Origin of the sequence: Vibrio sp. AH4 (assembly GCF_030710545.1) — a bacterium.
GTDB classification, from domain to species: domain Bacteria; phylum Pseudomonadota; class Gammaproteobacteria; order Enterobacterales; family Vibrionaceae; genus Vibrio; species Vibrio metoecus.
On the sequence record NZ_JALAIV010000001.1, the window covers coordinates 422,854 to 446,187 of the forward strand.

The window sequence follows — 23,334 nt, forward strand, 5'->3', positions numbered from 1 at the left end:
TGTTGTTAGGCGTATTGCCGAGCGAGTTGGGCAAAAATATCCCCACGCGCCATAAAGTTTTTGAATTGATCAAAGCTCGCACAAGCAGGAGAAAGCAGAACCATATCGCCACTTTTCAACTGTGGACGAATCGAGCGAATAATGCTCTCCATCGAGTCATAAAAACGAGCTGAAGGGTGCAGCGACATAAACTTGTCACCATCCACACCAAAGCAGCATAATTGCAGAGGCAGAGTCGCAAATACCGGCGCTAACGGCGTGAAATCCGCCCCTTTACCGACACCACCCACCAGCAAATAGAGCTGACCTTCAACTTTAAGGCCTGACAGAGCCGCAAGCGTACTCGCTACGTTGGTCGCTTTAGAATCATTGACCCATTTGATGCCGTGATTATCGGCAACCACTTGGCAGCGATGTGTCAACCCGGTGTAAGACTTCAGTGCATCCAAAGCTAAACGAACATTCACTCCTGCCGAATCAAGTAAAGCCAACACGGTCAGTACGTTTGCCACGTTATGACGGCCAACCAAACTCAGCTCAGCACACGCCATCACGGCTTCATCGCGTGCAAAGAGATATTCACGACCTTGATGTTCCGCTACGCTAAATTGCGCAGGTTGCTCAACACCAAACGTGACCACTTGCAGATGCGCCGCATGGTCAGGAAACGTCTGCACATCATCGGCATTCACTACTGCGGTTTCAGCATGATCAAAAATGCGCAATTTTGCTTGGCGGTAGTCCTCCATCCCCTGATAGCGATCCATATGATCTTCAGAGAGATTGAGAAACGCAGCGGCTTTCAGTTTTAAGCTAGAGGTGGTTTCAAGTTGGAAACTCGATAGCTCAAGCACATACAGTTCAACTTCTGGAGAAATCAAATCCAGTGCAGGCACACCAATGTTGCCGCCTACTGCGGCCTTCACACCAGCAGCATTGGCTAACACACCACTTAAATCAGTCACCGTGCTTTTGCCATTTGATCCGGTAATCGCAATAACGGGCGTATCCACATGCCATGCGAACAGCTCAATATCACCGACCACGGGAATCCCTACCGCAAGCACTTGTTGAATCTCAGGAGTCGCCAACGCAATACCCGGGTTAGTGACCACCAAATCGGCACTGAGTAACCACTCAAGATTCCAACCGCCACGATGCAGTGCAACGTCAGACGAAAGCTGCTCTTGCCCCGGAGGCGTTGCACGGGTATCAATGACCTGCACGGTCACTGACGGGTGATATTTTCGCAGATAATTAACGACAGAGAGCCCGGTAATCCCGAGCCCTACGACGACCACATGCTGTATGCCTTGCCAACGGTCCATTGAAATTTACATCCTTAATCCACTTAGCGAACTTTGAGTGTCGCCAAGCCAATCAAAACTAAAACGATAGAGATGATCCAAAAACGTACGATAACACGTGGCTCTGGCCATCCTTTTAATTCGTAGTGATGGTGAATCGGTGCCATACGGAAGATGCGTTGTCCACGCAGCTTGTACGAGCCGACTTGCAAAATCACTGACAGGGTTTCCATCACGAACACGCCGCCCATGATCACTAACACGAACTCTTGGCGAACCAGTACCGCGATAGTGCCTAACGCACCACCTAATGCCAACGCGCCGACATCGCCCATAAATACTTGGGCTGGATAGGTGTTAAACCATAAAAAGCCTAAACCGGCACCGACCATCGCGGTACACACCACCACCAACTCAGAAGAGTGAGGAATATAAGGGATATGCAGATAGTTCGCGAAGTTAACGTTACCGGTCGCCCATGCAATCGCCGCAAAACCAGCAGAAACCAGCACAGTCGGCATGATCGCCAAACCATCCAGACCATCGGTCAAGTTCACCGCATTACTGGTGCCAACAATCACAAAATAGGTCAACACGATATACATCAAACCCAGTTGTGGCATCACGTCTTTAAAGAAAGGCACCACCAACTGCGTCGCCGCCGTATCTTGACCGTGGGCATACAGCGCAAAGGCAACCACCAAGGCAATCGTCGATTGCCAGAAGTATTTCCAACGTGCGATCAAGCCATCGGTATTTTTGCGTACTACTTTACGGTAATCATCCACAAATCCTACCGCACCATAACCGAGCAATACCGCTAAAACCGCCCACACATAAGGGTTGGAGAGATCCGCCCACAGCAGCACGGTGATCGTAATCGCAGCCAGAATCATCACCCCGCCCATGGTCGGAGTGCCGCGTTTGCTAAAGTGAGATTCAGGCCCCTCATTACGCACCACTTGGCCAATCTGCAACATTTGCAGACGCTTAATCATGCGCGGCCCCATCCACAACGAAATCCCAAGCGCAGTCAGGATGCTGACGATGGCGCGAAATGAGAGATATTCGAACAGACGGAAAAAAGAAAAATATGGCTGGAGCAGTTCAGCAAGCCAAATAATCATGCAAATTTCTCCTTGAGAGCAGCAGCAATCTTACTCATCCCTGCACTGTTGGCACCTTTCACCAACAATACTTGAGCGCGACCCTGTTGTTGTTCTATGTGCTGCTCAATAAATGTCATCATGTCCTGATGGGTAGCAAAGTGATGCCCTTGGCAAAGGTCGCTGATCACTTTTGCGTCCTTGCCATACGTCAGGACAAACTCAAAACTGAATGGTGCAGCATGTTCACCGACTTGTTGGTGAAGTGCAAGGCTTTCATCACCTAACTCCGCCATATTACCCAAAATTAACCAACGTACTGCTGAAAAGCTACCCAACAAGTCCACTGCGGCTTTCATGGCCGGCACACTGGCGTTGTAACTGTCATCAATCAGAGTGATATCGTCACGCAGGTGAGTCAGATCAACTCGGCCTTTCACTTTGGATAAATGTGCCAAACCTTGACCAATTTCCGCCAAGCTTGCGCCCATTTCCAGTGATAACGCCGCCGCCGCCAAAGCATTGGCTACATTGTGTTGACCTATAATACCCAACTCAACGTCCACTTCACCGATCGGCGTAACCAAAGTAAAGCTAGCCACACCAAGCGGATTTAACCGCACATCGCGTGGATAAAAGTCAGCATTGTGATCGGTCGCGGAAAATGTTTTCACGGTTTTGTCAGCCAGAACCGCTCTCCAGTGCTCGCCACCATGGCTATCTAGGTTCACAATTGCGACCGCGCCTTCGCGTAGGCCTTGGTAAATCTCACCTTTGGCACGTTTTACGCCATCGATAGAGCCAAAACCTTCTAAGTGTGCGGCGGCCACATTATTGACTAACGCCACATCCGGTTTAACCAAAGCCGTGGTGTAAGCAATTTCACCAATATGATTGGCACCAAGCTCAATCACCGCATAATCATCTTCGGCTGTTGAACGTAGCAAAGTCAGTGGAACGCCGATGTCATTATTGAAGTTCCCTTGGGTATAAAGCACTTGGCCTTTCTGGCTTAAAATGCTCGCTACCATCTCTTTAACAGTCGTTTTACCGCAACTGCCAGTGATCGCCACGGTAGGTGTTTGGCACTGCGCATGTACCCAAGCCCCCAGTTGACCTAAGGCTTGTTTGGTATCCGCCACTACCAGCTGTGAACAGTCAGCATCGAGCTCACGCTCAACCAACAGCGCCACTGCACCGCCGATGACGGCTTGAGAAGCAAAATCGTGCGCATCAAAACGTTCACCGACCAGAGCGACAAACAGTGCTTCAGCGGGAATCTGACGACTATCGGTTGATACCGCGCTGATCGCGCGATCAGCGCCGATTAAGCGAGCATTCAATACCGAACAAAGCTGTGAAAGCATCACGCGGATCATGGGTGTAACTCCAATAACTGTTGGGCGGTTTCCCGATCCGAGTAATGGATCGTTTCGTTGACCAGCACCTGATAATCTTCATGTCCTTTGCCGGCGAGCAGGATGATATCTTGTGCACCGGCCTGTTGCAGTGCATAGCTCGCGGCTTGAAAACGGTTATGTTCAATATGAGCAAGCTCGGGATGATTCAACCCTGCCACCATATCCGCCACAATCGCTTGTGGAGACTCGCTGCGCGGGTTGTCATCGGTCAAGATCACCCGATCAGCAAACTGCTCAGCAATCGCGGCCATCATCGGACGCTTGCCACGGTCGCGATCGCCACCGCAGCCAACAATCGCCCACAACTGACCAGCACAATGCACACGTAACGCGCGCAGAGCTTTTTCCAGCGCATCAGGTGTGTGTGCATAATCGACCACTATTTTGGCTTTTTGCTCACGTTGGAACAGCTCCATCCGCCCTAAGACAGGGCGCAATTGTGGCGCTGTGGCGAGCAATGCGCTTTTCTCAAAACCCAAGCTAAGCAAGGTTGCGAACGCGAGCAATACGTTACAGGCGTTGAACTCACCAATCAGTGGCGCGTGCAGTTCGCCTTCTCCCCACGAACTGTCAAAGTTCAGCGTGATACCGCTTTCAGCGTATTCCACTTGGCGCGCCCAGATGGCTTGCGCCGTATCTGGTTTCGTCACTAAGGAAACCCCGATCGCCTGCGGCAAGTGTTTTACCCATTGTGCGCCGACGGCATCATCGACATTAATAATCGCGTTTTGGCAGGCATGCTCACTAAATAGGGCGAATTTCGCGGCGGCGTAAGCCTCCATCGTTCCGTGATAATCCAAATGGTCACGGCTCAAGTTGGAAAATACGCCCGCGAAAAAATGGAGCTTTTTCACTCGCCCTTGCACTAAACCGTGTGATGAGGTTTCCAGTGCCGTATAGTGCGCGCCGCGCTCAGCTAAATCCCGCAGTGTGGCTTGAATTTGTAACGCGTTACCTGTGGTGTTCGCCGCCGGCTCAAGCGCATTTAAAAAGCCATTGCCTGTCGTACCCATCACTGCTGCCTTATGGCCCAGTAATTCTAGCCACTGAGCAATCAGTTGCGTGATGGTTGTTTTACCATTGGTACCCGTTACGCCAATCAGTTGATTGTGGTGGCCGCCATAAAGACGTCCTGCCATTTCCGACAAATGCTGACCAAGCTCGCTCAAATACATCACTGGTACTGCTTCACGGTACTCAATCTGCCCGTGAGCGTGGTGAGCATCCGCTTCTGCCAACACGGCATTAGCACCTTGTGCAATGGCTTTATCAATAAATTGGCGACCATCGACCGCATGGCCTCGAATCGCAACAAAGGTATCACCGCTCTTAATCTGGCGACTATCCAGTTCTAGATGAGTAATGACCAGAGACGCCAATTTAGGGTCAGTCAACTCTAACCAAGGAGCGATCAGTTCGGAGAGCGCTGTATGCGTGTTCATGTTCCGTCTCACACTATTATTTGTTTTGGAAGCGGTTTTCATCTGGAGCAATATTGAGGATTTGTAATGCGCCTTTCATGATTTCCGAGAAAACCGGACCGGCCACCGCGCCGCCATAGTAAGAGTCGCCTTGCGGCTCGTTAACCATGACCACCAGTGAAATTCTTGGGTCGCTTACCGGTGCTACCCCTGCGGTATAAGCAAAATATTCATCGCTATAACCGCCCGCAATCGCTTTACGTGACGTCCCTGATTTGGCCGCAATCCGATACCCAGGAACCGCCGCACGGGTTGCTGTACCGCCGGGTTGCGTTACCGTCTCCAACATCTCAAGCACTTGATTGACGTATTTAGCATCCACCACCTGACGAGGCTCACCAAGCCGGTTACCTTCCACAACATGAATCGGCTGATATTTACCGTGGTTACCTAAGGTTGCATAAGCGTGTGCAAGCTGAATCGGCGTGATTGCCAAACCATAGCCAAACGACAAAGTGGCAATTTCAAATTGTGACCAACGGCGACGGTTAGGGAAAATACCTAGCGTTTCGCCCACTAAGTTGAGCCCAGACATTTCGCCTAAGCCTACCGAGTTATACATGCCGAGTAAGGCTTCTAGTGGCATTTCGAGAGCCAATTTAGCCACACCAATGTTGCTCGATTTTTTCAAAATCAGCGTGAGATCGGCTTTGCCCACTTTGGAAGTATCCCGCACACGGCTACCACCAATTTGCATGGTGCCATTGCCAGTATCGATGATGGTATTCTTATCCGCGACCCCATTGGCGAGCGCCGCCAAGACTACAAAAGGTTTGACCGTTGAACCGGGTTCAAACGCATCCGTGATCACTCGGTTACGCATTTTAAAACTTTGCCAATCATTGCGATTGTTTGGGTTGTAAGAAGGCGCATTGACCATCGCCAACACCGCCCCCGTTTTCACATCCAACATCACCGCCGATGCCGAGGTTGCGCGGTAATCCGCCATGGCTTGTTTCACGGCACGAAAAGCGATCGCTTGTAAGCGCTGGTCAATGGTGAGCTGAATTGGCTTACCTTCTTCACGCTCTTCCAAAGCGATATTTTCGACCACGCGGCCAAACTTATCTTTACGCGTCACGCTTTTGCCTGATTCGCCAGTGAGCGTGCTATCAAAACTGCGCTCTACCCCTTCAAGACCATGGCCGTCAATTCCGGTCACGCCGACTAAGTGTGCACTCACCTCACCTGCTGGATAATAACGGCGAGACTCTTCTTTTAGGCCAACGCCCGCTAATTTCAATTCGCGGATGTATTTCGCCATTGCAGGGCTCACCTGACGTTGCAGATAGATAAATCGCCGCGCACGGTTATCCTCGATTTTTTTCATCATTTCTTGACGATCCAAACCAAGTACATCGGCGAGTGCATACCAGCGTTCTTTCTCGACCAGCCCACCTGCTTTATAGATCGCTACAGGGTCAGCCCAGACCGCTTCCACGGGTACACTCACCGCTAATGCTTCACCATTACGATCGGAAATAATCCCGCGCGCAGACTGCAACGTTTTAGCGCGAATCGAGCGCAAATCGCCCTCTTTAATCAGGTTGTCAGGTTCAATGATTTGGATATATGCCACCCGTGCGACCAAAGCGCAAAAAGCGGTTAGCACAAAAAACAGCAGTAGGTAAAAACGCCAGCGGATAAAAATTGGCGCGGGTTCAGCCGTGGTGACACGGGGAGAAACGCGAGAGGATTTGGCAGGGGTTGCTTTCTTCTTCATTTAAGATTGATCACGACTTCTTTGTCTGAATCCGGACGCTTCATCTCCAGATCTTGTCTAGCCAATTGTTGTACTCGGCTGTGCTCAGCCAAAGCAGTTTCTTCCAAAATCAGGTTACGCCATTCGTTATCAAGCCGCTCACGCTCCATAAAGGCTTGATCTTTAGCACTGATCGCCTGTCTGGTATGGTGAGTCATAAACACCACGCCCATAGCACAGCTAAAAATCAGCACTAAAAGCAGCAAGGGCACCCGACCTACCGTCAGTAGATCGAGGGCAATTAACTTCGCGAGGTTCGGCGGCGACTGACGAGGCATAGTAACCCTCTACAGTTTTTCTGCCACGCGCAGAACAGAGCTGCGTGAACGCGGGTTAAGTTCGACTTCTTGATCCGATGGCTTGAGTGCCTTACCCACGGTTTTCATCTTGGCACTGCCGAGCGCACGAATTTGCTCTTGGGTCAAAGGAAGGCCGTGTGGCACTTCTGGGCCTTGGCTCTCTTTACGCATAAAGCGTTTCACCATGCGATCTTCCAGTGAATGGAAACTGATCACGGACAGGCGGCCTTGTGGAGCCAGAATGTCCGAAGCGCCGCGCAATGCGGTATCAATCTCTTCTAATTCACTGTTGATGTAGATCCGAAAAGCTTGAAAAGCGCGGGTTGCGGGGTGCTTTTTCTCTTTGAAACTTTTAGGCGCCGCGTCGGAGATGAGTTTTGCTAACTGGCTAGTACGCGTCAAGGGCTCGTTGAGCTCGTTTTCCCGATATTCGACAATGGCTTTAGCTATTCTGCGCGCATGTTTATCTTCACCAAACTCGCGAATCACCCAAGTGATGTCATCCAAGTCGGCTTGTGCCAACCACGCGGAAACTGGCATACCACTGGTTGGATCCATACGCATGTCGAGTGGACCATCTTTCATAAAACTAAAACCGCGCTCAGCATCATCCAACTGCGGTGAAGAAACGCCGAGATCAAACAACACACCATCGACTTTACCCACCAGATCATAACGCTGTGCGTATTCCGCAATCCCTGAGAAAGGACCATGGACGATGGTAAAACGCGGATCATCAATCTTCTGCGCTTCAGCAATCGCTTGTGGGTCACGGTCGATGCTGTACAGACGACCTTGTGGACCTAACTGCGCAAGAATGGTACGACTGTGACCACCGCGGCCAAAGGTGCCATCGATGTAAATGCCATCCGGCTTAATCGCCAATCCTTCAATCGATTCGTTCAGTAGTACAGAGATGTGTTGGAAAGATGCAGTCATGATTTTCTCGTTGTGCTGGGCATGCCCGTCATATGGGTTAGTGTACCGATTTCAGACACTACCGCTAGCCATAAGCGTATACAGGACGTGACTTTGCGCTAAGTTTAATGGTTTTGCTGTTAGCTGAGTCAGCAAAAAGCAAAAAACCCACCATAACACGAGGCTATGATGGGTCTGCAATAGGTGGAGTCGACGTATAAGCCGGGTTCTGTTCCGCTTGCGCGGTAGTAGCCATTCCTCTAGGCCAGCAATCACTCACTGGCTCAAGCAACCTACCCGCCTCCTAACGCGAGCAACGCTATGTGGAGGCCTATTTGGTCTTGCTCCGGGTGGAGTTTACCCTGCTACGAACTGTTGCCAGTCGCACGGTGCGCTCTTACCGCACCCTTTCACCCTTACCTGATCCTATCCCGAAGGAGAGGCCATCGGCGGTTTGCTCTCTGTTGCACTTGTCGTAGGCTTGCGCCCCCCAGGCGTTACCTGGCACCCTGCTCTATGGAGCCCGGACTTTCCTCCCCCTTATCAGTCTCCCTGGCGATAGGCCAAGGGACGTCAATAAGGCAGCGACTACCCAGTCAACTCCGCGGCGGATTGTAGCGAGAAGTGTGAGCAGAGTCCAGAAACAATCGGCCAGTGAGTCAAATCTCGGTTTGACTGCTTACTTTGCATTCAATTAGGAATCAAAGACGAAAAAAAACCGCTGCAAGCAGCGGTTTCTTCAATCAAACACTTTTTAACCAAACAAGTGAATCAGAAATTACTTTTTCTTTTTCGCTTTTGCATTTGGCAGGTCAGTGATGGTGCCTTCGAATACTTCAGCAGCCAGACCAACAGACTCATGCAGAGTTGGGTGAGCGTGAATGGTTAGTGCGATGTCTTCTGCATCACAGCCCATCTCGATCGCCAGACCGATTTCACCCAGCAGTTCACCACCGTTAGTACCTACGATAGCACCACCGATAACACGGTGAGTCTCTTTATCGAAGATAAGCTTAGTCATACCGTCTGCACAGTCAGAAGCAATCGCACGGCCAGAGGCTGCCCATGGGAAAGTAGCAACTTCATAGTTGATGCCTTCTGCTTTCGCTTCTTTTTCTGTCTTACCAACCCAAGCCACTTCTGGCTCAGTGTAAGCGATTGATGGGATCACTTTTGGATCGAAGTAGTGCTTCTTACCAGAGATCACTTCTGCCGCTACGTGGCCTTCATGCACGCCTTTATGTGCCAGCATTGGTTGACCCACGATGTCACCGATCGCGAAGATGTGCGGAACGTTAGTGCGCATTTGCTTATCCACGCGGATAAAGCCACGCTCGTCCACTTCCAGACCCGCTTTCTCAGCATCCAGCAGTTTACCGTTTGGTACACGGCCAATCGCAACCAGAACCGCATCGTAACGCTCAGCTTGTGCTGGTGCGCTCTTACCTTCCATTGAAACGTAGATACCATCTTCTTTCGCTTCAACGGCGGTCACTTTGGTTTCCAGCATCAGGTTGAACTTATCTTTGATGCGTTTGGTATAGACTTTAACCATATCTTTATCCGCAGCAGGGATAAGTTGGTCAAACATCTCAACCACATCAATTTTAGAACCCAGTGAGTGGTAAACGGTCGCCATTTCCAGACCGATGATACCGCCGCCCATGATCAGCAGTTTTCCAGGCACTTCTTTCAGTTCCAGCGCATCGGTTGAATCCCAAATACGTGGGTCTTCATGCGGAATGAATGGCAGTTTGATTGGACGAGAACCTGCTGCAACGATCGCGTTATCGAAAGTTACGACAGTTTTGCCCTCTTCGCCTTCCACTTCAATAGTGTTCGGGCCAGTGAATTTACCGTAGCCGTTCACTACGTTCACTTTACGCATTTTTGCCATACCAGCCAGACCACCAGTCAGCTGATTGATCACTTTTTCTTTCCACAGACGAACTTTGTCGATGTCTGTTTTTGGCTCGCCAAACACGATACCGTGCTCAGTCAGCGCTTTAGCTTCTTCAATCACTTTTGCAACGTGCAGCAGTGCTTTAGAAGGAATACAACCAACGTTCAAACACACACCACCTAGCGTGTTGTAACGTTCGATGATGACGGTATCCAGACCTAAGTCTGCACAGCGGAATGCGGCGGAGTAACCAGCAGGACCGGCACCAAGCACCACGACTTGGGCTTTAATTTCTTTGCTCATTTCGACCTCTTGTAGTCAATATCCCTAACAGGCTGATGGGTGTTCTATCTAGTTGTTTTATTTACAAACGAATCAAAAACGAATGTTTCAAATCAAGCATGTAAAACGATTACTTTCAGACCGCAACAGTTTACAGAGATGTTAATGGTGTGAAAAGTAAATCCATGTAGCCTGTGAGCTAGACAACAATTCAACGGAAAATCAGTTTCAACGTCAAATTGGGAGATAACCATTAAATCGGGTGGCTTTCGCCACCCGAGAATGCGCTTACAGTACCAGACGACGGATGTCGCTTAGACACTCGTTCAGGTAAGTAATGAAGCGTGCACCTTCTGCACCGTCGATCACGCGGTGATCGTAAGACAGTGACAGTGGCAGTTGCAGACGTGGCGCGAACTCTTTGCCGTTCCACACTGGCTTCATCTCAGACTTAGACACACCCAGAATAGCAACTTCTGGCGCGTTAACGATTGGGGTAAACGCAGTACCGCCAATGCCGCCTAGGCTAGAGATAGTGAAACAGCCACCTTGCATGTCAGCAGCAGTCAGCTTACCGCCACGCGCTTTCTTCGATACTTCAGCCAGCTCTTTTGACAGCTCGTAGATACCTTTCTTGTTCACATCTTTAAACACAGGAACCACCAGACCATTTGGTGTATCCACTGCGATACCGATGTTCACGTATTTCTTCAGGATCAAGCTTTCGCCGTCGTCAGACAGAGAAGAGTTGAACGCAGGGAAAGCTTCCAGCGCTTTAGCGGCTGCTTTCATGATGAACACCAGCGGAGTGATCTTCATGCCTGTGTCGCGCTTCGCTTCCATCGCGTTTTGCTCTTGACGGAATTTCTCTAGCTCAGTGATGTCTGCATTGTCCCATTGGGTCACGTGCGGGATCATCACCCAGTTACGGTGCAGGTTAGCACCCGAGATTTTCTTGATGCGAGACAGTGGTTGCACTTCGGTATCACCGAACTTGCTGAAGTCCACTTTTGGCCAAGGCAGTAAACCCAGCGCTGCGCCATCACCTTTACCTGAAGCCGCCGCTTGCGCGCCAGATTCCAGACGTTTCAGCGCTTCTTTCACGTAGTTCTGTACGTCTTCTTTCAGGATACGGTTCTTACGGCCAGAGCCTTTGACTTTGGCTAGGTTAACGCCAAATTCACGAGCCAGACGACGCACTACTGGAGAAGCGTGTGAGTACTCATGGTTTTCTTGGAATTCACCACTTGTTGCAGGTGCAGCCGCCGCAGGAGTCGCTGCTTGAGCAGGCGCTGCCGCAGGTGCTGGTGCTGCTGCTTGGACTGGTGCCGCGACTGTCGCTGCGCCAGCGACTTCAAACACCATGATCAGCGAGCCAGTTTTCACTTTATCGCCTGCAGCCACTTTGATCTCTTTCAGAGTACCAGCAAATGGTGCTGGTACTTCCATAGAAGCCTTATCGCCTTCTACTGTGATCAATGATTGCTCTTCGCTGATGCTGTCGCCCACGTTAACCATGATTTCAGTTACGGTCACTTCGTCACCGCCGATATCAGGTACTTGAACTTCTTTCAGTGCTGCAACGGCTGGAGCAGCGGCTGCTGGTGCCGCAGCTTGAACTGGTGCTGCAACTGGCGCAGCGCCGGCTACTTCAAACACCATGATCAGTGAACCTGTTGATACTTTGTCGCCCGCAGCGATTTTGATCTCTTTAACCGTACCTGCGAAAGGTGCGGGCACTTCCATTGACGCTTTGTCGCCTTCAACGGTGATCAGAGATTGCTCTTCCGCAACCACATCGTCCACTTTGACCATGATTTCAGTCACTTCAACTTCATCACCGCCAATGTCTGGTACTTGCACTTCTTTCAGTGCAGCTGCCGCTGGAGCCGCAGCAACCGGTGCTGCCGCTTGAGGCGCAGGAGCTGGTGCAGCCGCTGCTGCACCTTCCGCTTCAAAGACCATGATCAGAGAGCCAGTAGACACTTTGTCACCTGCCACTACTTTGATCTCTTTAACGATACCCGCTTGAGACGCAGGAACTTCCATAGAAGCTTTGTCGCCTTCAACCGTGATCAGAGATTGCTCTTCAGCCACTTTGTCGCCGACTTTGACGAGAATCTCAGTGACTTCAACCTCATCCGCACCGATGTCAGGTACATAAATTTCGATTGCCATTACTTTTCCTACCTTCAATTAAGCGTACAGCGGGTTGGTTTTTTCAGTATCGATGTCGAATTTCTTGATTGCTGCTGCAACCACAGACTTCTCAACTTCACCACGTTTTGCCAGTTCATTCAGCGCTGCAACTACCACGTAGCCAGCATTCACTTCAAAGTGACGACGTAGGTTTTCACGGCTATCTGAGCGGCCGAAACCATCCGTACCCAGCACTTTGTAAGACTGTGCAGGAATGAACGCACGTACTTGATCCGCGTAGTTCTTCATGTAGTCAGTCGCTGCGATAGCAGGCTCAGTACCCATCACTTGTGCGATGTAAGGTACTTTCACTTCTGCTTCTGGGTGCAGCATGTTGAAACGATCACACGCTTGGCCATCACGCGCCAGCTCGTTGAATGAAGTCACAGAGTAAACGTCAGACGCTACGCCGTACTCTTCACTCAGAATTTGTGCCGCTTTACGTACTTCGTTCATGATGGTGCCTGAGCTCATCAGTTGAACTTTTGCTTTGTTACCAGCGTGCGTTTCTAGCTTGTAGATACCTTTACGGATACCTTCTTCAGCGCCAGCAGGCATTGCTGGGTGAGCGTAGCTTTCGTTCATCAGCGTCAGGTAGTAGAACACGTTCTCTTGCTCACCGTACATGCGACGGATACCATCTTGCAGGATTACCGCAACTTCGTAAGCGAAGGTTGGATCGTAAGAGATACAGTTTGGTACTGTGCCCGCCAGAATGTGCGAGTGACCATCTTCGTGCTGTAGACCTTCACCGTTCAGCGTGGTACGACCCGCAGTAGCACCCAGTAGGAAGCCACGCGCTTGTTGGTCGCCCGCCATCCATGCCATGTCGCCAACACGTTGGAAACCGAACATAGAGTAGTAGATGTAGAACGGGATCATCGGCAGGTTGTTGGTGCTGTATGACGTTGCCGCCGCAACCCAAGATGACATGGCACCCAGCTCGTTGATACCTTCTTGCAGTACCTGACCTGACGTCGCTTCTTTGTAGTAAGAAACGATATCGCGATCTTGTGGAGTGTAGTTCTGACCATGCGGGTTGTAGATACCGATTTGACGGAACAGACCTTCCATACCGAACGTACGCGCTTCGTCCGCGATGATAGGAACGATGTTTTGACCAATGTTCTTATCTTTCAGCAGGATGTTCAGAGTACGTACATACGCCATAGTTGAAGAAATTTCGCGGCTCTGCTCTTCCAGCAGTGGCTTGAACTCTTCCAGCGCAGGGATCACTAACTCACCCGTGAAGTTAGGTAGACGCTGAGGCGTGTAACCGTGCAGCGCTTTACGACGAGCGTGCAGGTATTCAAACTCTTTTGAGCCTTCTTCCAGTTTCAGGTACGGCAGGTTCTTCACTTCTTCATCAGAGATCAGATCTTGCAGGCCTAGGCGGTTACGCATCGCTAGAACATGGGTCATATCCATCTTCTTCACTTGGTGCGCAATGTTCTTACCTTCTGCCGCATCACCCATGCCGTAACCTTTAACGGTTTTCGCTAGGATAACGGTTGGACGACCTTTGGTGTCTTGAGCGTTCTTGAACGCCGCGTACAGTTTAGATGATTCGTGACCACCGCGTTTCAGAGCGAAGATCTCATCGTCAGTCATGTCAGCAACCAGTGCTGCAGTCTCTGGGTACTTACCGAAGAAGTGTTCACGAACGTAAGCGCCATCTTTCGCTTTGAACGTTTGGTAGTCGCCGTCGATGGTTTCGTTCATCAGTTGCAGCAGTTTACCTGTGGTATCTTTCGCCAGTAGTTTGTCCCAGCCATTACCCCAGATCACTTTCACAACGTTCCAGCCTGCGCCACGGAACAGACCTTCCAGTTCTTGGATGATCTTGCCGTTACCCATAACAGGGCCGTCCAGACGTTGCAGGTTACAGTTGATCAGGAAGCATAGGTTATCCAGCTTCTCACGCGCTGCGAAAGAGATCGCGCCGCGTGATTCTGGCTCGTCCATCTCACCGTCACCAAGGAAGGCGTATACGCGCTGCGCCGTGGTGTCTTTCAGGCCACGACCATTCAGATACTTCAGGAAACGAGCTTGATAAATCGCAGAAATTGGCCCCAGACCCATAGATACGGTTGGGAATTGCCAGAATTCAGGCATCAATTTCGGGTGTGGGTAAGAAGGAAGACCTTTGCCATCCACTTCCTGACGGAAATTGTCCAGTTGCTCTTCGGTCAAACGGCCTTCAACGAAAGCACGCGCGTAGATCCCTGGAGAGATGTGACCTTGATAGTAAACCAAGTCGCCACCGTCTTTCTCGTTTGGAGCACGGAAGAAGTGGTTGAAACAGGTTTCGTAGAAAGCAGCGGAAGATTGGAAAGAAGCCATGTGGCCACCCAGTTCCAGATCTTTCTTCGATGCACGCAGCACGATCATGATCGCGTTCCAGCGAATGATTGAACGGATACGACGTTCGATCGTGGTGTCACCTGGGTAAGCAGGCTCCTGCGCCGCAGGAATCGTGTTGATGTAGTTGGTGGTCACGCCTGTTGGCATGTCTACACCATCCAAACGCGCTTTTTCCAATACTTGCTCAAGCAGGTACTGCGCGCGCTCTACGCCTTCTTCACGGACAACGGATTCAAGGGCAGCAAGCCACTCCTGAGTTTCCAGTGCATCTACGTCATGCTTCATGTCAGACATGGCGATCTATCCTTCTGTTGGTTGGATTTAAGTTGAATCGCAATGGCCGCTATTGCGGCTCATTACCTTGTTGAATTCGACGCAGAGATCGCTCACGGCGAGTCTGTTCACGAGTCAAATCCAACAACGTTTCTTCGATATAAGCTAAGTGAGAATGGGACATTTCACGTGCCTTTTCCGGCTGACCCGAAACTATCGCATCCACAATGTTAGCCCGGTGTTTGCTTACTTTCTCTACCGCTTCAGGGCGGCGATGTAAGAGTTTAAAATTCTGACGAATATTCTGCTCCAGCAGTGGACTCAGGCTGCGTACGATGTGCAGTAGCACAACGTTGTGCGCGGCTTCAGTAATGGCAATCAGAAAAGCCATCACCCGCTCTGCTTCTTCATCCACATTATTCAATGCCTGAGCTTCCGCGATACGCGTGACACAGTGTTGAATACGAGCAAAATCTTCTTCGGTACCACGCAACGCCGCAAAATAGGCGCAAATGCCTTCCAGCGCATGACGCGCTTCCAGCAGATCCAGTTGAGTTTCGGAGTGGCTAGACAATAAATTTAGCAGAGGATCAGAAAAGCTCTGCCAAATTCGGTCACTAACGAATGTACCGCCACCTTGACGGCGGGTAAGCAAGCGTTTGGCTTCCAAGCGTTGTATGGCTTCTCTGATCGAAGGGCGAGACACTTCAAATTGTTTGGCCAGTTCGCGTTCCGGAGGAAGTTGCTGACCGGGTGAGAGTGTTCCTTCCACTATCAGTCTCTCCAGTTCTTGTTCAATCACATCGGAGAGCTTTGGCTGACGGATCCTTTGATAAGCCATAATTTATTGTTCTTCTACTCTTATTCTTCTTGCTGGCAATTGGTAATACCAATTTTAAGTTGGTGCAGAAATTAACATAATTAAAACGCCAGTGTCCAGCCGAAAATTGACCTAAATCATAGAACAGGTCACGCCCTAACAATCCAGCAACAATAGTTGATTAAAACAGCAAAATTATTGGTCAGACCAATTACAAAATAGATACAGATGGGGTATTGGCGGGCTAGAAGTACCAACTCAAACGAAGCTCAAGATTGAATATCAACCACTTAGAAATCTGTTCCTCCAGATGACAGCGAAATAATATTGGTGATAACCCACCATCAAAAACCACCTCACTTCGCACAATTTCATGCAACAAATGTTCACATTCCCGTCATTTATCAACAATTATCACATTAAGTAATGATTCCATTGATTACTATGCATATGGTTTTAACCAATGACGTGACGAACAATGAAAAAAACACTCCTCACCAGTGCAATTGGATTGGCACTGACTTTTCCAGCCCTCGCCGCGAATGGTGATATTCATAATGTAACCATTCTCGGGACTTCTGACCTACACGGCCATTTCATGCCTTGGGATTATGCTGCGGATAAAAAAGAGATGAGCGGCAGCCTGAGCCAAATTGCGACTCAAGTAAAAACGATTCGCCAAGAACAACCGAACGTGATTCTGGTCGATGCCGGCGACACCATTCAAGGCAACTTTGTGGAAACGTTCAAAGAGGAAGCGACTGATCCGATGATGTTGGGCTTCAATGAGATGAAGTACGACGTTTGGGTGTTAGGTAACCATGAGTTTGATTTTGGTCTCAAGGTGCTCAACCGCTCTCTAACGCAATTTAAAGGACAATCTCTGGCAGGTAACATCCACCATGCCGATGGCAACCCGTTTCTCCCCAGTTACACTATTATCGAGCGTGATGGCATCAAGATCGGGGTTATTGGGATGGATACCCCAATGACCCAAGTGTTTGCTGAAGGAACCAATCGACTCGAAGGCATGACCTTTACTAACCCTACCCTTGAAGTGCAAAAGGTCATCAAACAAATCGATCCACAGGTGGATGCGATTATCTTAGTCGCGCATATGGGGCTAGAGAATGAAAACGACATCGCCAATACCGGTGTAACCGACATTGCCAATGGCAACCCAGAGTTGGATGCCATTGTGGCTGGCCACATGCACACCCGGATTGATAAAGCCGTGGTGAACGGAGTGATCATCACTGAGCCAGACAAATATGGACGCGCGCTATCGCGCATTGATCTGCAATTTGAAGAGCAAAACGGCCAATTCACTCTCATCAATAAAGATAGTCTGACCTACAAAATCAAAGACATCGCCTCCGACAGCAAAATGGAGTCGCTCTACCAGCCTTACCATCAACGTCTACGTGAGATGGCAAACCGCGAAGTGGCTCAGCTCAGTGGAGTGAATTTAGTGCCAGAAAACGAAATTCGCGGTATTCCACAAGTGCATGTGCAGGACACCGGCATCAGCGCACTCTTCCAAGAAGCGAGCTTCTTTTATGCGCCCAAAGCCAATGTGATTGCGCTGCAAATTGATAACGACAATGCCAAGTTAGAGGTAGGGCCGATCAAGGCCAAAGATATCGCCTACAACTACCAATATGCCGGCGGCGAAATCACGGTTTACCAAATGACGGGCAAAGAGTTGAAACAATATATGGAATGGTCAGCGGGCTATTTCAACTCCGTCAAACCGGGGGATGTCACATACAGCTTTAACCCTGAACGCCGAGCCTCAAAATACTCCACCAACGATTTCTTTGCAGGTGTAACTTACATCATCGATCTGACTCAACCCGCTGGGGAACGCATCACCGATTTGAAATTTGCAGATGGTACGCCAGTGACTGACAACAGTGAAATTCGCTTGGGTATGAACAGCTACCGCATGGGGCATCTCACTCAGAAAGGGGGCGTATTGGAAGGACAACAATTCCCTGTGTTGTTTGATACCGAAGCCGAATACGGTGAAGAACAAGGCACCATCCGCAACCTCACCATTCGTTACCTGACCGAACAAAAGCAAGGTAAGTATCAAGGTAAACCGATGCAACGCTGGAAACTGTCGGGATTAGAAGGATTTGAGAAGGAACGGGAGATCGTTAAAAAGCTGATTAACAGTGGCAAAATGGATGTGCCAACCAGCGCCGATGGCCGTTACACCAATATTGAATCGATTAATGTCCAAGACCTGATTTTAGACGATTCAGCAGCAAAAAATGCGGCGATCATGCAGCGTTTATCGCGCTTGGAAACTGCGCCAAGTGACGAAAAAGCCACACTCAAACGTGAGCTCATTTTGTTGGAAGCGCTTAATCCTTAATAACGAAAACGCCCTCTTTTTATGAGAGAGGGCGTTGTTTTCAATCATTTCGCTTCCAGATGGTCAATCATGAGTTGTAATGACTGATTACCGCGAAACTCGTTGATATCGAGTTTGTACGCCAAGCGTACCGTTTTTACAGAAGCGTCCGGCCAGCGGCGCAGATCAACGTTAAACGCAATGCCGTCGATCATCACATTAGTTGGGAAGCCTTTATACAACGGTTCAAGCATCAGTTTGAGGTGTTTTTCGCCAACCAGTTTTTGGTGTAGCACTTTAAATTCACCATCAAACAGCGGCTCAGGAAACGCTTGTCCCCACGGGCCACCGGCACGCAGTAATTCGGCAGTATGCAGCGAAAACTCTTCTGGTTTCAGCTCACCATCACTGAGAATAATGCCTTTAAGTGCCGCTTCATCCAGCTCTTCACGCACCACTTGGTCAAACAGTCGGCAAAAACGCTCAAAATTCTGTTCTTCAATGGTGAGACCCGCCGCCATCGCGTGGCCACCAAACTTGAGAATGATGCCCGGATTTTGCGTATCAATTTTATCCAACGCATCACGCATATGCAGGCCAGGAACCGAACGACACGAGCCTTTTAGCTTGCCATCACCGCCTTCAGCAAACGCAATCACGGGGCGGTGGTATTTTTCTTTAATACGCGAAGCCAGAATGCCGATCACCCCTTGGTGCCAATCGCGCTGAAACAGCACTAAACCGTAAGGCAGCTCGCGATCATCGCTTAGTTGCAAACGCTCACAGAACGCGACAGCCTCTTGCTTCATCCCCTCTTCAATATCTTTACGGGTTTGATTGAGGCCATCCAGTTCACTCGCCATGCGCCGCGCCGCGTGAATGTTATTACACAGCAAAAGCTCAACGCCGAATGACATATCATCCAGACGCCCTGCTGCATTAATTCGTGGTCCAAGCGCAAAGCCAAAATCAGCGGCGACCAAACGGCGCGCATCGCGCTTAGCCACTTCAATCAGAGCTTGAATCCCGGGACGCGCTAAGCCCGCACGAATACGCTGCAAACCTTGATGCACCAGAATCCGGTTGTTGTCATCCAACGGCACCACATCGGCAACGGTGCCAAGCGCCACTAAATCGATCAACTCCATCAGTTTCGGTTCAGCAATGCCTTGTGCAGCAAACCAACCTTGCTGACGCATGTGCACACAAAGCGCCATCATCAAATAAAACGCCACCCCTACTCCGGCAAGCGCCTTAGAAGGAAAAGCACACTGCTGCAAATTCGGGTTCACCATGGCATCGACCTCAGGCAATTGCTGCCCCGGTAGATGGTGATCGGTCACCAACACTTGCAAGCCTTTCTGCTTGGCGTAACGCACACCTTCCAGCGAAGAAACGCCGTTATCCACTGTCATGATCATCTCTGCGCCGCGCTCAATCGCTTGATCAACCACTTCGGGGCTCAGGCCATAACCATCTTCAAAACGATTCGGCACTAAGTAATCCACATTGTGGCTGCCGAGCATACGTAGCGCGAGCACCGAAAGCGCCGAACTGGTTGCGCCATCGGCATCAAAATCCCCCACCACTATGATGCGTTTTTGCTCGGCAATCGCGGCAAACAGCAATTCGACCGCGCGTTCAATCCCATGCAGTTGCTTAAAGGAATGCAGTGCTTTGGCGGCTTTTTCGAGCTGCGCGATATCACGCACACCACGGTTGAGGTAAAGCCTGCGCAATAGCGGGTCGATATGGTCAGGAAGAAGAGAAAGATCGGGGTCTGGACGTCGCTGGATTTCTATCATGCTGTGACAGGCCAAAGTTGCCTTTGGCCTGATTCCTTTATCGGTTGGAGATTATTGAGTGGCTTGCAGGCGTTGCAGTAGTTGTGGCGCAGGCAAGTAACCGCCAACCATCTCGCCATTTGGCAGGAAGATCGCCGGAGTACCGCTAATGCCAAGCTCATGACCTAGCATATAGTGCTGCTCAATCGTCTTCTGGCACTGAGCAATATCTTTATCGGCAGTGATGGTTTTACGATTGGTTTTCGCATCGTGCATTGCCGCTTTCGGATCATTTGAACACCAGATGGCCGCCATCTGATCAGCCACTTGGCCTTTAGGCCCTTGGCGTGGGTAAGCCAAATAGCGCACGGTAATGCCTAAGTCATTGTATTCTTTGAGCTGGCTGTGCAGTCGCACACAGTAACCACACGTGATATCGGTAAATACGGTGATTGCGTATTTTTCATTCGGCGCTTTGTACTCAATCATAGTGTCTTGCAACGCGGCCAACTTCTTCGCATTCAATGGCGCTTGGCGTTGAGCCACAACATCGACGTAGCCGCCATTGGCATCCAGTGCGTACAGCGTCCCCGCGATGAAGTGCTCTCCATTCGGCGAAGAAAAAAGAATACCGCCTGACGTTTGTATTTCGAGCAAACCATCCATATCTGCGGGTTTAATGTCTTGAATCTGTAATCCCAGTTTGGCAAAGCGCTGCTCAAGTTCGGCTTTATTGAATTGAACTGGCGCGCTGCTCGCATGCACGTTGAATGCAATGCTCAGTAAAGGAAATGCCAGCCATGTTAATCGGCGCAATACGCTCATGAAAATCACCTTTTTTTCAAGCCCTTGGATGGTGCTCATTGTGGAGTTGTTTAAGTCGCTCAGTGGCGACATGAGTATAAATTTGTGTGGTGGATAAATCACTATGCCCAAGCAGCATCTGCACCACGCGCAGATCCGCCCCGTAATTGAGCAAGTGAGTGGCAAACGCATGACGCAGTACGTGTGGTGAGAGTTTTTCCACATCAATGCCTGCAATCACCGCATAGTGCTTAATACGATGCCAGAAGGTTTGCCGAGTCATTTGTTGCCCTCGGCTGCTCGGGAAAACAATATCCGACGTCTGCTCCCCCAGAAGTAAAGACCGCCCCTGCTGCAAAAAAGTTTCAATCCATTCAATGGCATTTTCACCCATTGGAACTAGCCGTTCTTTGCCGCCCTTACCAATCACTCGCACGACCCCTTGGCGTAAACTCATGTTTTCCATGGTTAGAGAGACAAGTTCCGTCACCCGTAACCCTGTGGCATACAGCAGTTCAAGCATGGCTTTATCACGCAGTTCGATTGGCGTTTGAGGGTCTGGCGCATTGAGTAAAGCATCGACTTGCGCTTCACTCAAATCTTTCGGTAGCCGGATCGGTAATTTAGGGCTAATCAACAGTGCGCTAGGATCATCCGCGCGCACCTTCTCGCGATGCAAATACTGAAACAAACGGCGAATCGCCGAGAGCATACGCGCTTTTGAAGATGGCTTGTAATTCTGCTCCGACAACCAGCTTTGGTACTCCTGTAAGCCGGAGAAACTAATAAAATCCAGCCGATAGTGGTGCTGATCCATCCACTCCAATAGTTTACTTAAATCATTACGATACGAAGCAACGGTATTTTCGGCCAAACCACGTTCTAACCACATCGTATCTAAAAATTGTTCTACCAACCCGTGATCGGGAGAAAAGGCATCGCTCACCGCATCCTCAGCTCTTGCTTTGTCATTACAGCGCGTTTAATAGCATAAAAAAGCCGGCGATGCAGGATATTGGCTGCATTCCGGCCATTTTTATGGTTAGAATTTGCCATTCCTTCGCAGACAGATACAAATAATTAATGAAGATTGGTCTATTTTATGGCTCAAGCACCTGCTATACCGAAATGACCGCGGAGAAAATTCGCGCCATTCTTGGTGAAGAGTTGGTGGACATCCACAACGTAAAAGAATCCCCCCTCACTTTAATGAGTGATTACGACCTTTTACTGCTGGGCATTTCAACGTGGGATTTCGGTGAAATTCAAGAAGACTGGAGTGCGGTATGGGATCACATCGATGGCGTGTCGCTAAAAAACAAGTACGTCGCGTTATTCGGCTTAGGCGATCAAGAAGGTTATGGCGAATGGTATCTGGATGCGATGGGGCTGCTGCACGACCAGATCAAGAAGAGCGGAGCTAACATGATTGGCTACTGGCCAAATCAAGGCTATGAGTTTGAGGCTTCTAAAGCACTGACCGAAGATGGCCGCCATTTTGTCGGTCTCGCGCTGGATGAAGATTCGCAGTACGACTTGAGTGATGAACGCATCGCGACTTGGATTGAGCAAGTGCTGACCGAATATCACGACGCGATTTAAGAACATTCGTCATCACCGCATCTTTTGCCCCTCCCTTACCAAGGGAGGGAACTCAGTCGGGTTCTAAACCTCTGGCTGCAAACCCGCCCGAAAACGTCGCCAATCAAACACCAAACCGGGGTCGGTTTTACGCAGCGGCGCAATATATTGATGCCCTGTAATGCGCGGTAGAGTGATGTGCGGGTAATGCACCATCAAAGCTTGGGTCAGCTCAGTCAACGCCTGATATTGCGCATCGGTGTACGGAACAAAATCGCTCCCCTCTAGCTCAATGCCAATCGAATAATCGTTACACTTTGCCCGTCCCGCAAACGAAGAAACACCTGCGTGCCACGCGCGCAGATGAAACGGCACAAATTGCACCACTTCACCATCACGGCGGATCACACAATGCGCCGAGACGCGCATCTTGGCGATCACCTTAAAAAACGGATGCTGATGAGCGTCCAACTGGCCAAGGAAAAACTGCTCAATATACGGCCCACCAAACTGGCCGGGGGGCAAACTGATGTTGTGCACCACCAACAATGAAACATCTTCCCGATCACTGCGTGCATCACAATGCGGAGAAGGGACTTTTCTGGCATGGCTGTACCAACCTTGGCTATCAATCATTTTTTCTCCTTGCCTTGAGCTTTCATCGAATG

At 50.0% G+C, this 23,334-nt stretch carries 17 protein-coding genes and 1 other RNA gene; 2 read left to right on the top strand and 16 right to left on the bottom strand.

What is annotated here, in order from left to right; all coding sequences use genetic code 11:
• Nucleotides 1-5 precede the first annotated feature (5 nt).
• The 12 genes from murD to pdhR all read right to left on the bottom strand — a co-directional run bounded on the left by murD (nt 6) and on the right by pdhR (nt 16,156).
• Nucleotides 6-1,328: a UDP-N-acetylmuramoyl-L-alanine--D-glutamate ligase gene (gene murD / locus MKA69_RS02040; RefSeq protein ID WP_055029085.1), complete on the bottom strand. Its 1,323-nt coding sequence runs from the start codon at nt 1,326-1,328 to the stop codon at nt 6-8.
• 23 nt (nt 1,329-1,351) lie between these two features.
• Nucleotides 1,352-2,434 (bottom strand): phospho-N-acetylmuramoyl-pentapeptide-transferase, encoded by a 1,083-nt coding sequence (gene mraY, locus MKA69_RS02045; RefSeq protein ID WP_305847425.1) that lies wholly within the window; start codon nt 2,432-2,434, stop codon nt 1,352-1,354.
• A complete protein-coding gene (gene murF / locus MKA69_RS02050) occupies nt 2,431-3,792 on the bottom strand; it encodes a UDP-N-acetylmuramoyl-tripeptide--D-alanyl-D-alanine ligase (protein ID WP_305847426.1) in 1,362 nt (453 codons plus the stop codon). Before murF ends, mraY begins: the two co-directional genes overlap by 4 nt.
• A complete protein-coding gene (murE, locus tag MKA69_RS02055; RefSeq protein WP_305847427.1) occupies nt 3,789-5,276 on the bottom strand; it encodes a UDP-N-acetylmuramoyl-L-alanyl-D-glutamate--2,6-diaminopimelate ligase in 1,488 nt (495 codons plus the stop codon). The genes murF and murE overlap by 4 nt, the downstream gene beginning before the upstream one ends.
• 16 nt (nt 5,277-5,292) lie before the next feature.
• Nucleotides 5,293-7,038 (bottom strand): penicillin-binding transpeptidase domain-containing protein, encoded by a 1,746-nt coding sequence (locus MKA69_RS02060; protein ID WP_305847428.1) that lies wholly within the window; start codon nt 7,036-7,038, stop codon nt 5,293-5,295.
• On the bottom strand, nt 7,035-7,355 hold the full coding sequence (gene ftsL, locus MKA69_RS02065; RefSeq protein WP_305847429.1) for a cell division protein FtsL: 321 nt from the start codon (nt 7,353-7,355) through the stop codon (nt 7,035-7,037). The genes MKA69_RS02060 and ftsL overlap by 4 nt, the downstream gene beginning before the upstream one ends.
• 9 nt (nt 7,356-7,364) lie before the next feature.
• Nucleotides 7,365-8,315, bottom strand: coding sequence for a 16S rRNA (cytosine(1402)-N(4))-methyltransferase RsmH (gene rsmH / locus MKA69_RS02070; protein WP_000127225.1), 951 nt, complete (start codon nt 8,313-8,315; stop codon nt 7,365-7,367).
• Nucleotides 8,316-8,496: 181 nt separating this feature from the next.
• Nucleotides 8,497-8,898: RNase P RNA component class A (gene rnpB, locus MKA69_RS02075), an RNA gene on the bottom strand.
• 174 nt (nt 8,899-9,072) lie between these two features.
• A complete protein-coding gene (lpdA, locus tag MKA69_RS02080) occupies nt 9,073-10,500 on the bottom strand; it encodes a dihydrolipoyl dehydrogenase (protein ID WP_000031534.1) in 1,428 nt (475 codons plus the stop codon).
• A 267-nt stretch (nt 10,501-10,767) separates the two neighbouring features.
• A complete protein-coding gene (gene aceF, locus MKA69_RS02085) occupies nt 10,768-12,657 on the bottom strand; it encodes a pyruvate dehydrogenase complex dihydrolipoyllysine-residue acetyltransferase (RefSeq protein WP_305847430.1) in 1,890 nt (629 codons plus the stop codon).
• Nucleotides 12,658-12,675: 18 nt separating this feature from the next.
• The gene (gene aceE, locus MKA69_RS02090) at nt 12,676-15,336 is read right to left on the bottom strand and encodes a pyruvate dehydrogenase (acetyl-transferring), homodimeric type (protein ID WP_001281965.1); all 2,661 of its coding nucleotides are present in this window, start codon (nt 15,334-15,336) and stop codon (nt 12,676-12,678) included.
• A gap of 49 nt (nt 15,337-15,385) precedes the next feature.
• Nucleotides 15,386-16,156 carry a pyruvate dehydrogenase complex transcriptional repressor PdhR gene (pdhR, locus tag MKA69_RS02095; protein WP_000331318.1) on the bottom strand — a complete coding sequence of 257 codons (771 nt, stop codon included), beginning with the start codon at nt 16,154-16,156 and terminating at the stop codon, nt 15,386-15,388.
• Nucleotides 16,157-16,613: 457 nt separating this feature from the next.
• Between pdhR and MKA69_RS02100 the strand changes: the two genes are divergently transcribed.
• A complete protein-coding gene (locus tag MKA69_RS02100) occupies nt 16,614-18,518 on the top strand; it encodes a bifunctional UDP-sugar hydrolase/5'-nucleotidase (protein WP_305847431.1) in 1,905 nt (634 codons plus the stop codon).
• A gap of 44 nt (nt 18,519-18,562) precedes the next feature.
• Here MKA69_RS02100 and recJ read toward each other — a convergent pair whose 3' ends face one another.
• From recJ to xerD, 3 genes are read right to left on the bottom strand one after another with little or no spacing between them, the layout of a single operon-like run.
• Nucleotides 18,563-20,302 (bottom strand): single-stranded-DNA-specific exonuclease RecJ, encoded by a 1,740-nt coding sequence (gene recJ / locus MKA69_RS02105; protein ID WP_305847432.1) that lies wholly within the window; start codon nt 20,300-20,302, stop codon nt 18,563-18,565.
• A gap of 51 nt (nt 20,303-20,353) precedes the next feature.
• The gene (dsbC, locus tag MKA69_RS02110) at nt 20,354-21,106 is read right to left on the bottom strand and encodes a bifunctional protein-disulfide isomerase/oxidoreductase DsbC (protein WP_095474639.1); all 753 of its coding nucleotides are present in this window, start codon (nt 21,104-21,106) and stop codon (nt 20,354-20,356) included.
• 16 nt (nt 21,107-21,122) lie between these two features.
• On the bottom strand, nt 21,123-22,001 hold the full coding sequence (gene xerD, locus MKA69_RS02115; protein ID WP_304572761.1) for a site-specific tyrosine recombinase XerD: 879 nt from the start codon (nt 21,999-22,001) through the stop codon (nt 21,123-21,125).
• 167 nt (nt 22,002-22,168) lie between these two features.
• On the opposite strand from xerD, the gene fldB reads away from it, so the two are divergent.
• Entirely contained in the window at nt 22,169-22,687 is a 519-nt protein-coding gene (fldB, locus tag MKA69_RS02120; protein ID WP_000690108.1) for a flavodoxin FldB, read from the top strand.
• A 63-nt stretch (nt 22,688-22,750) separates the two neighbouring features.
• Here fldB and ampD read toward each other — a convergent pair whose 3' ends face one another.
• Nucleotides 22,751-23,302, bottom strand: coding sequence for a 1,6-anhydro-N-acetylmuramyl-L-alanine amidase AmpD (gene ampD / locus MKA69_RS02125; protein WP_000567323.1), 552 nt, complete (start codon nt 23,300-23,302; stop codon nt 22,751-22,753).
• Nucleotides 23,303-23,334 lie beyond the last annotated feature (32 nt).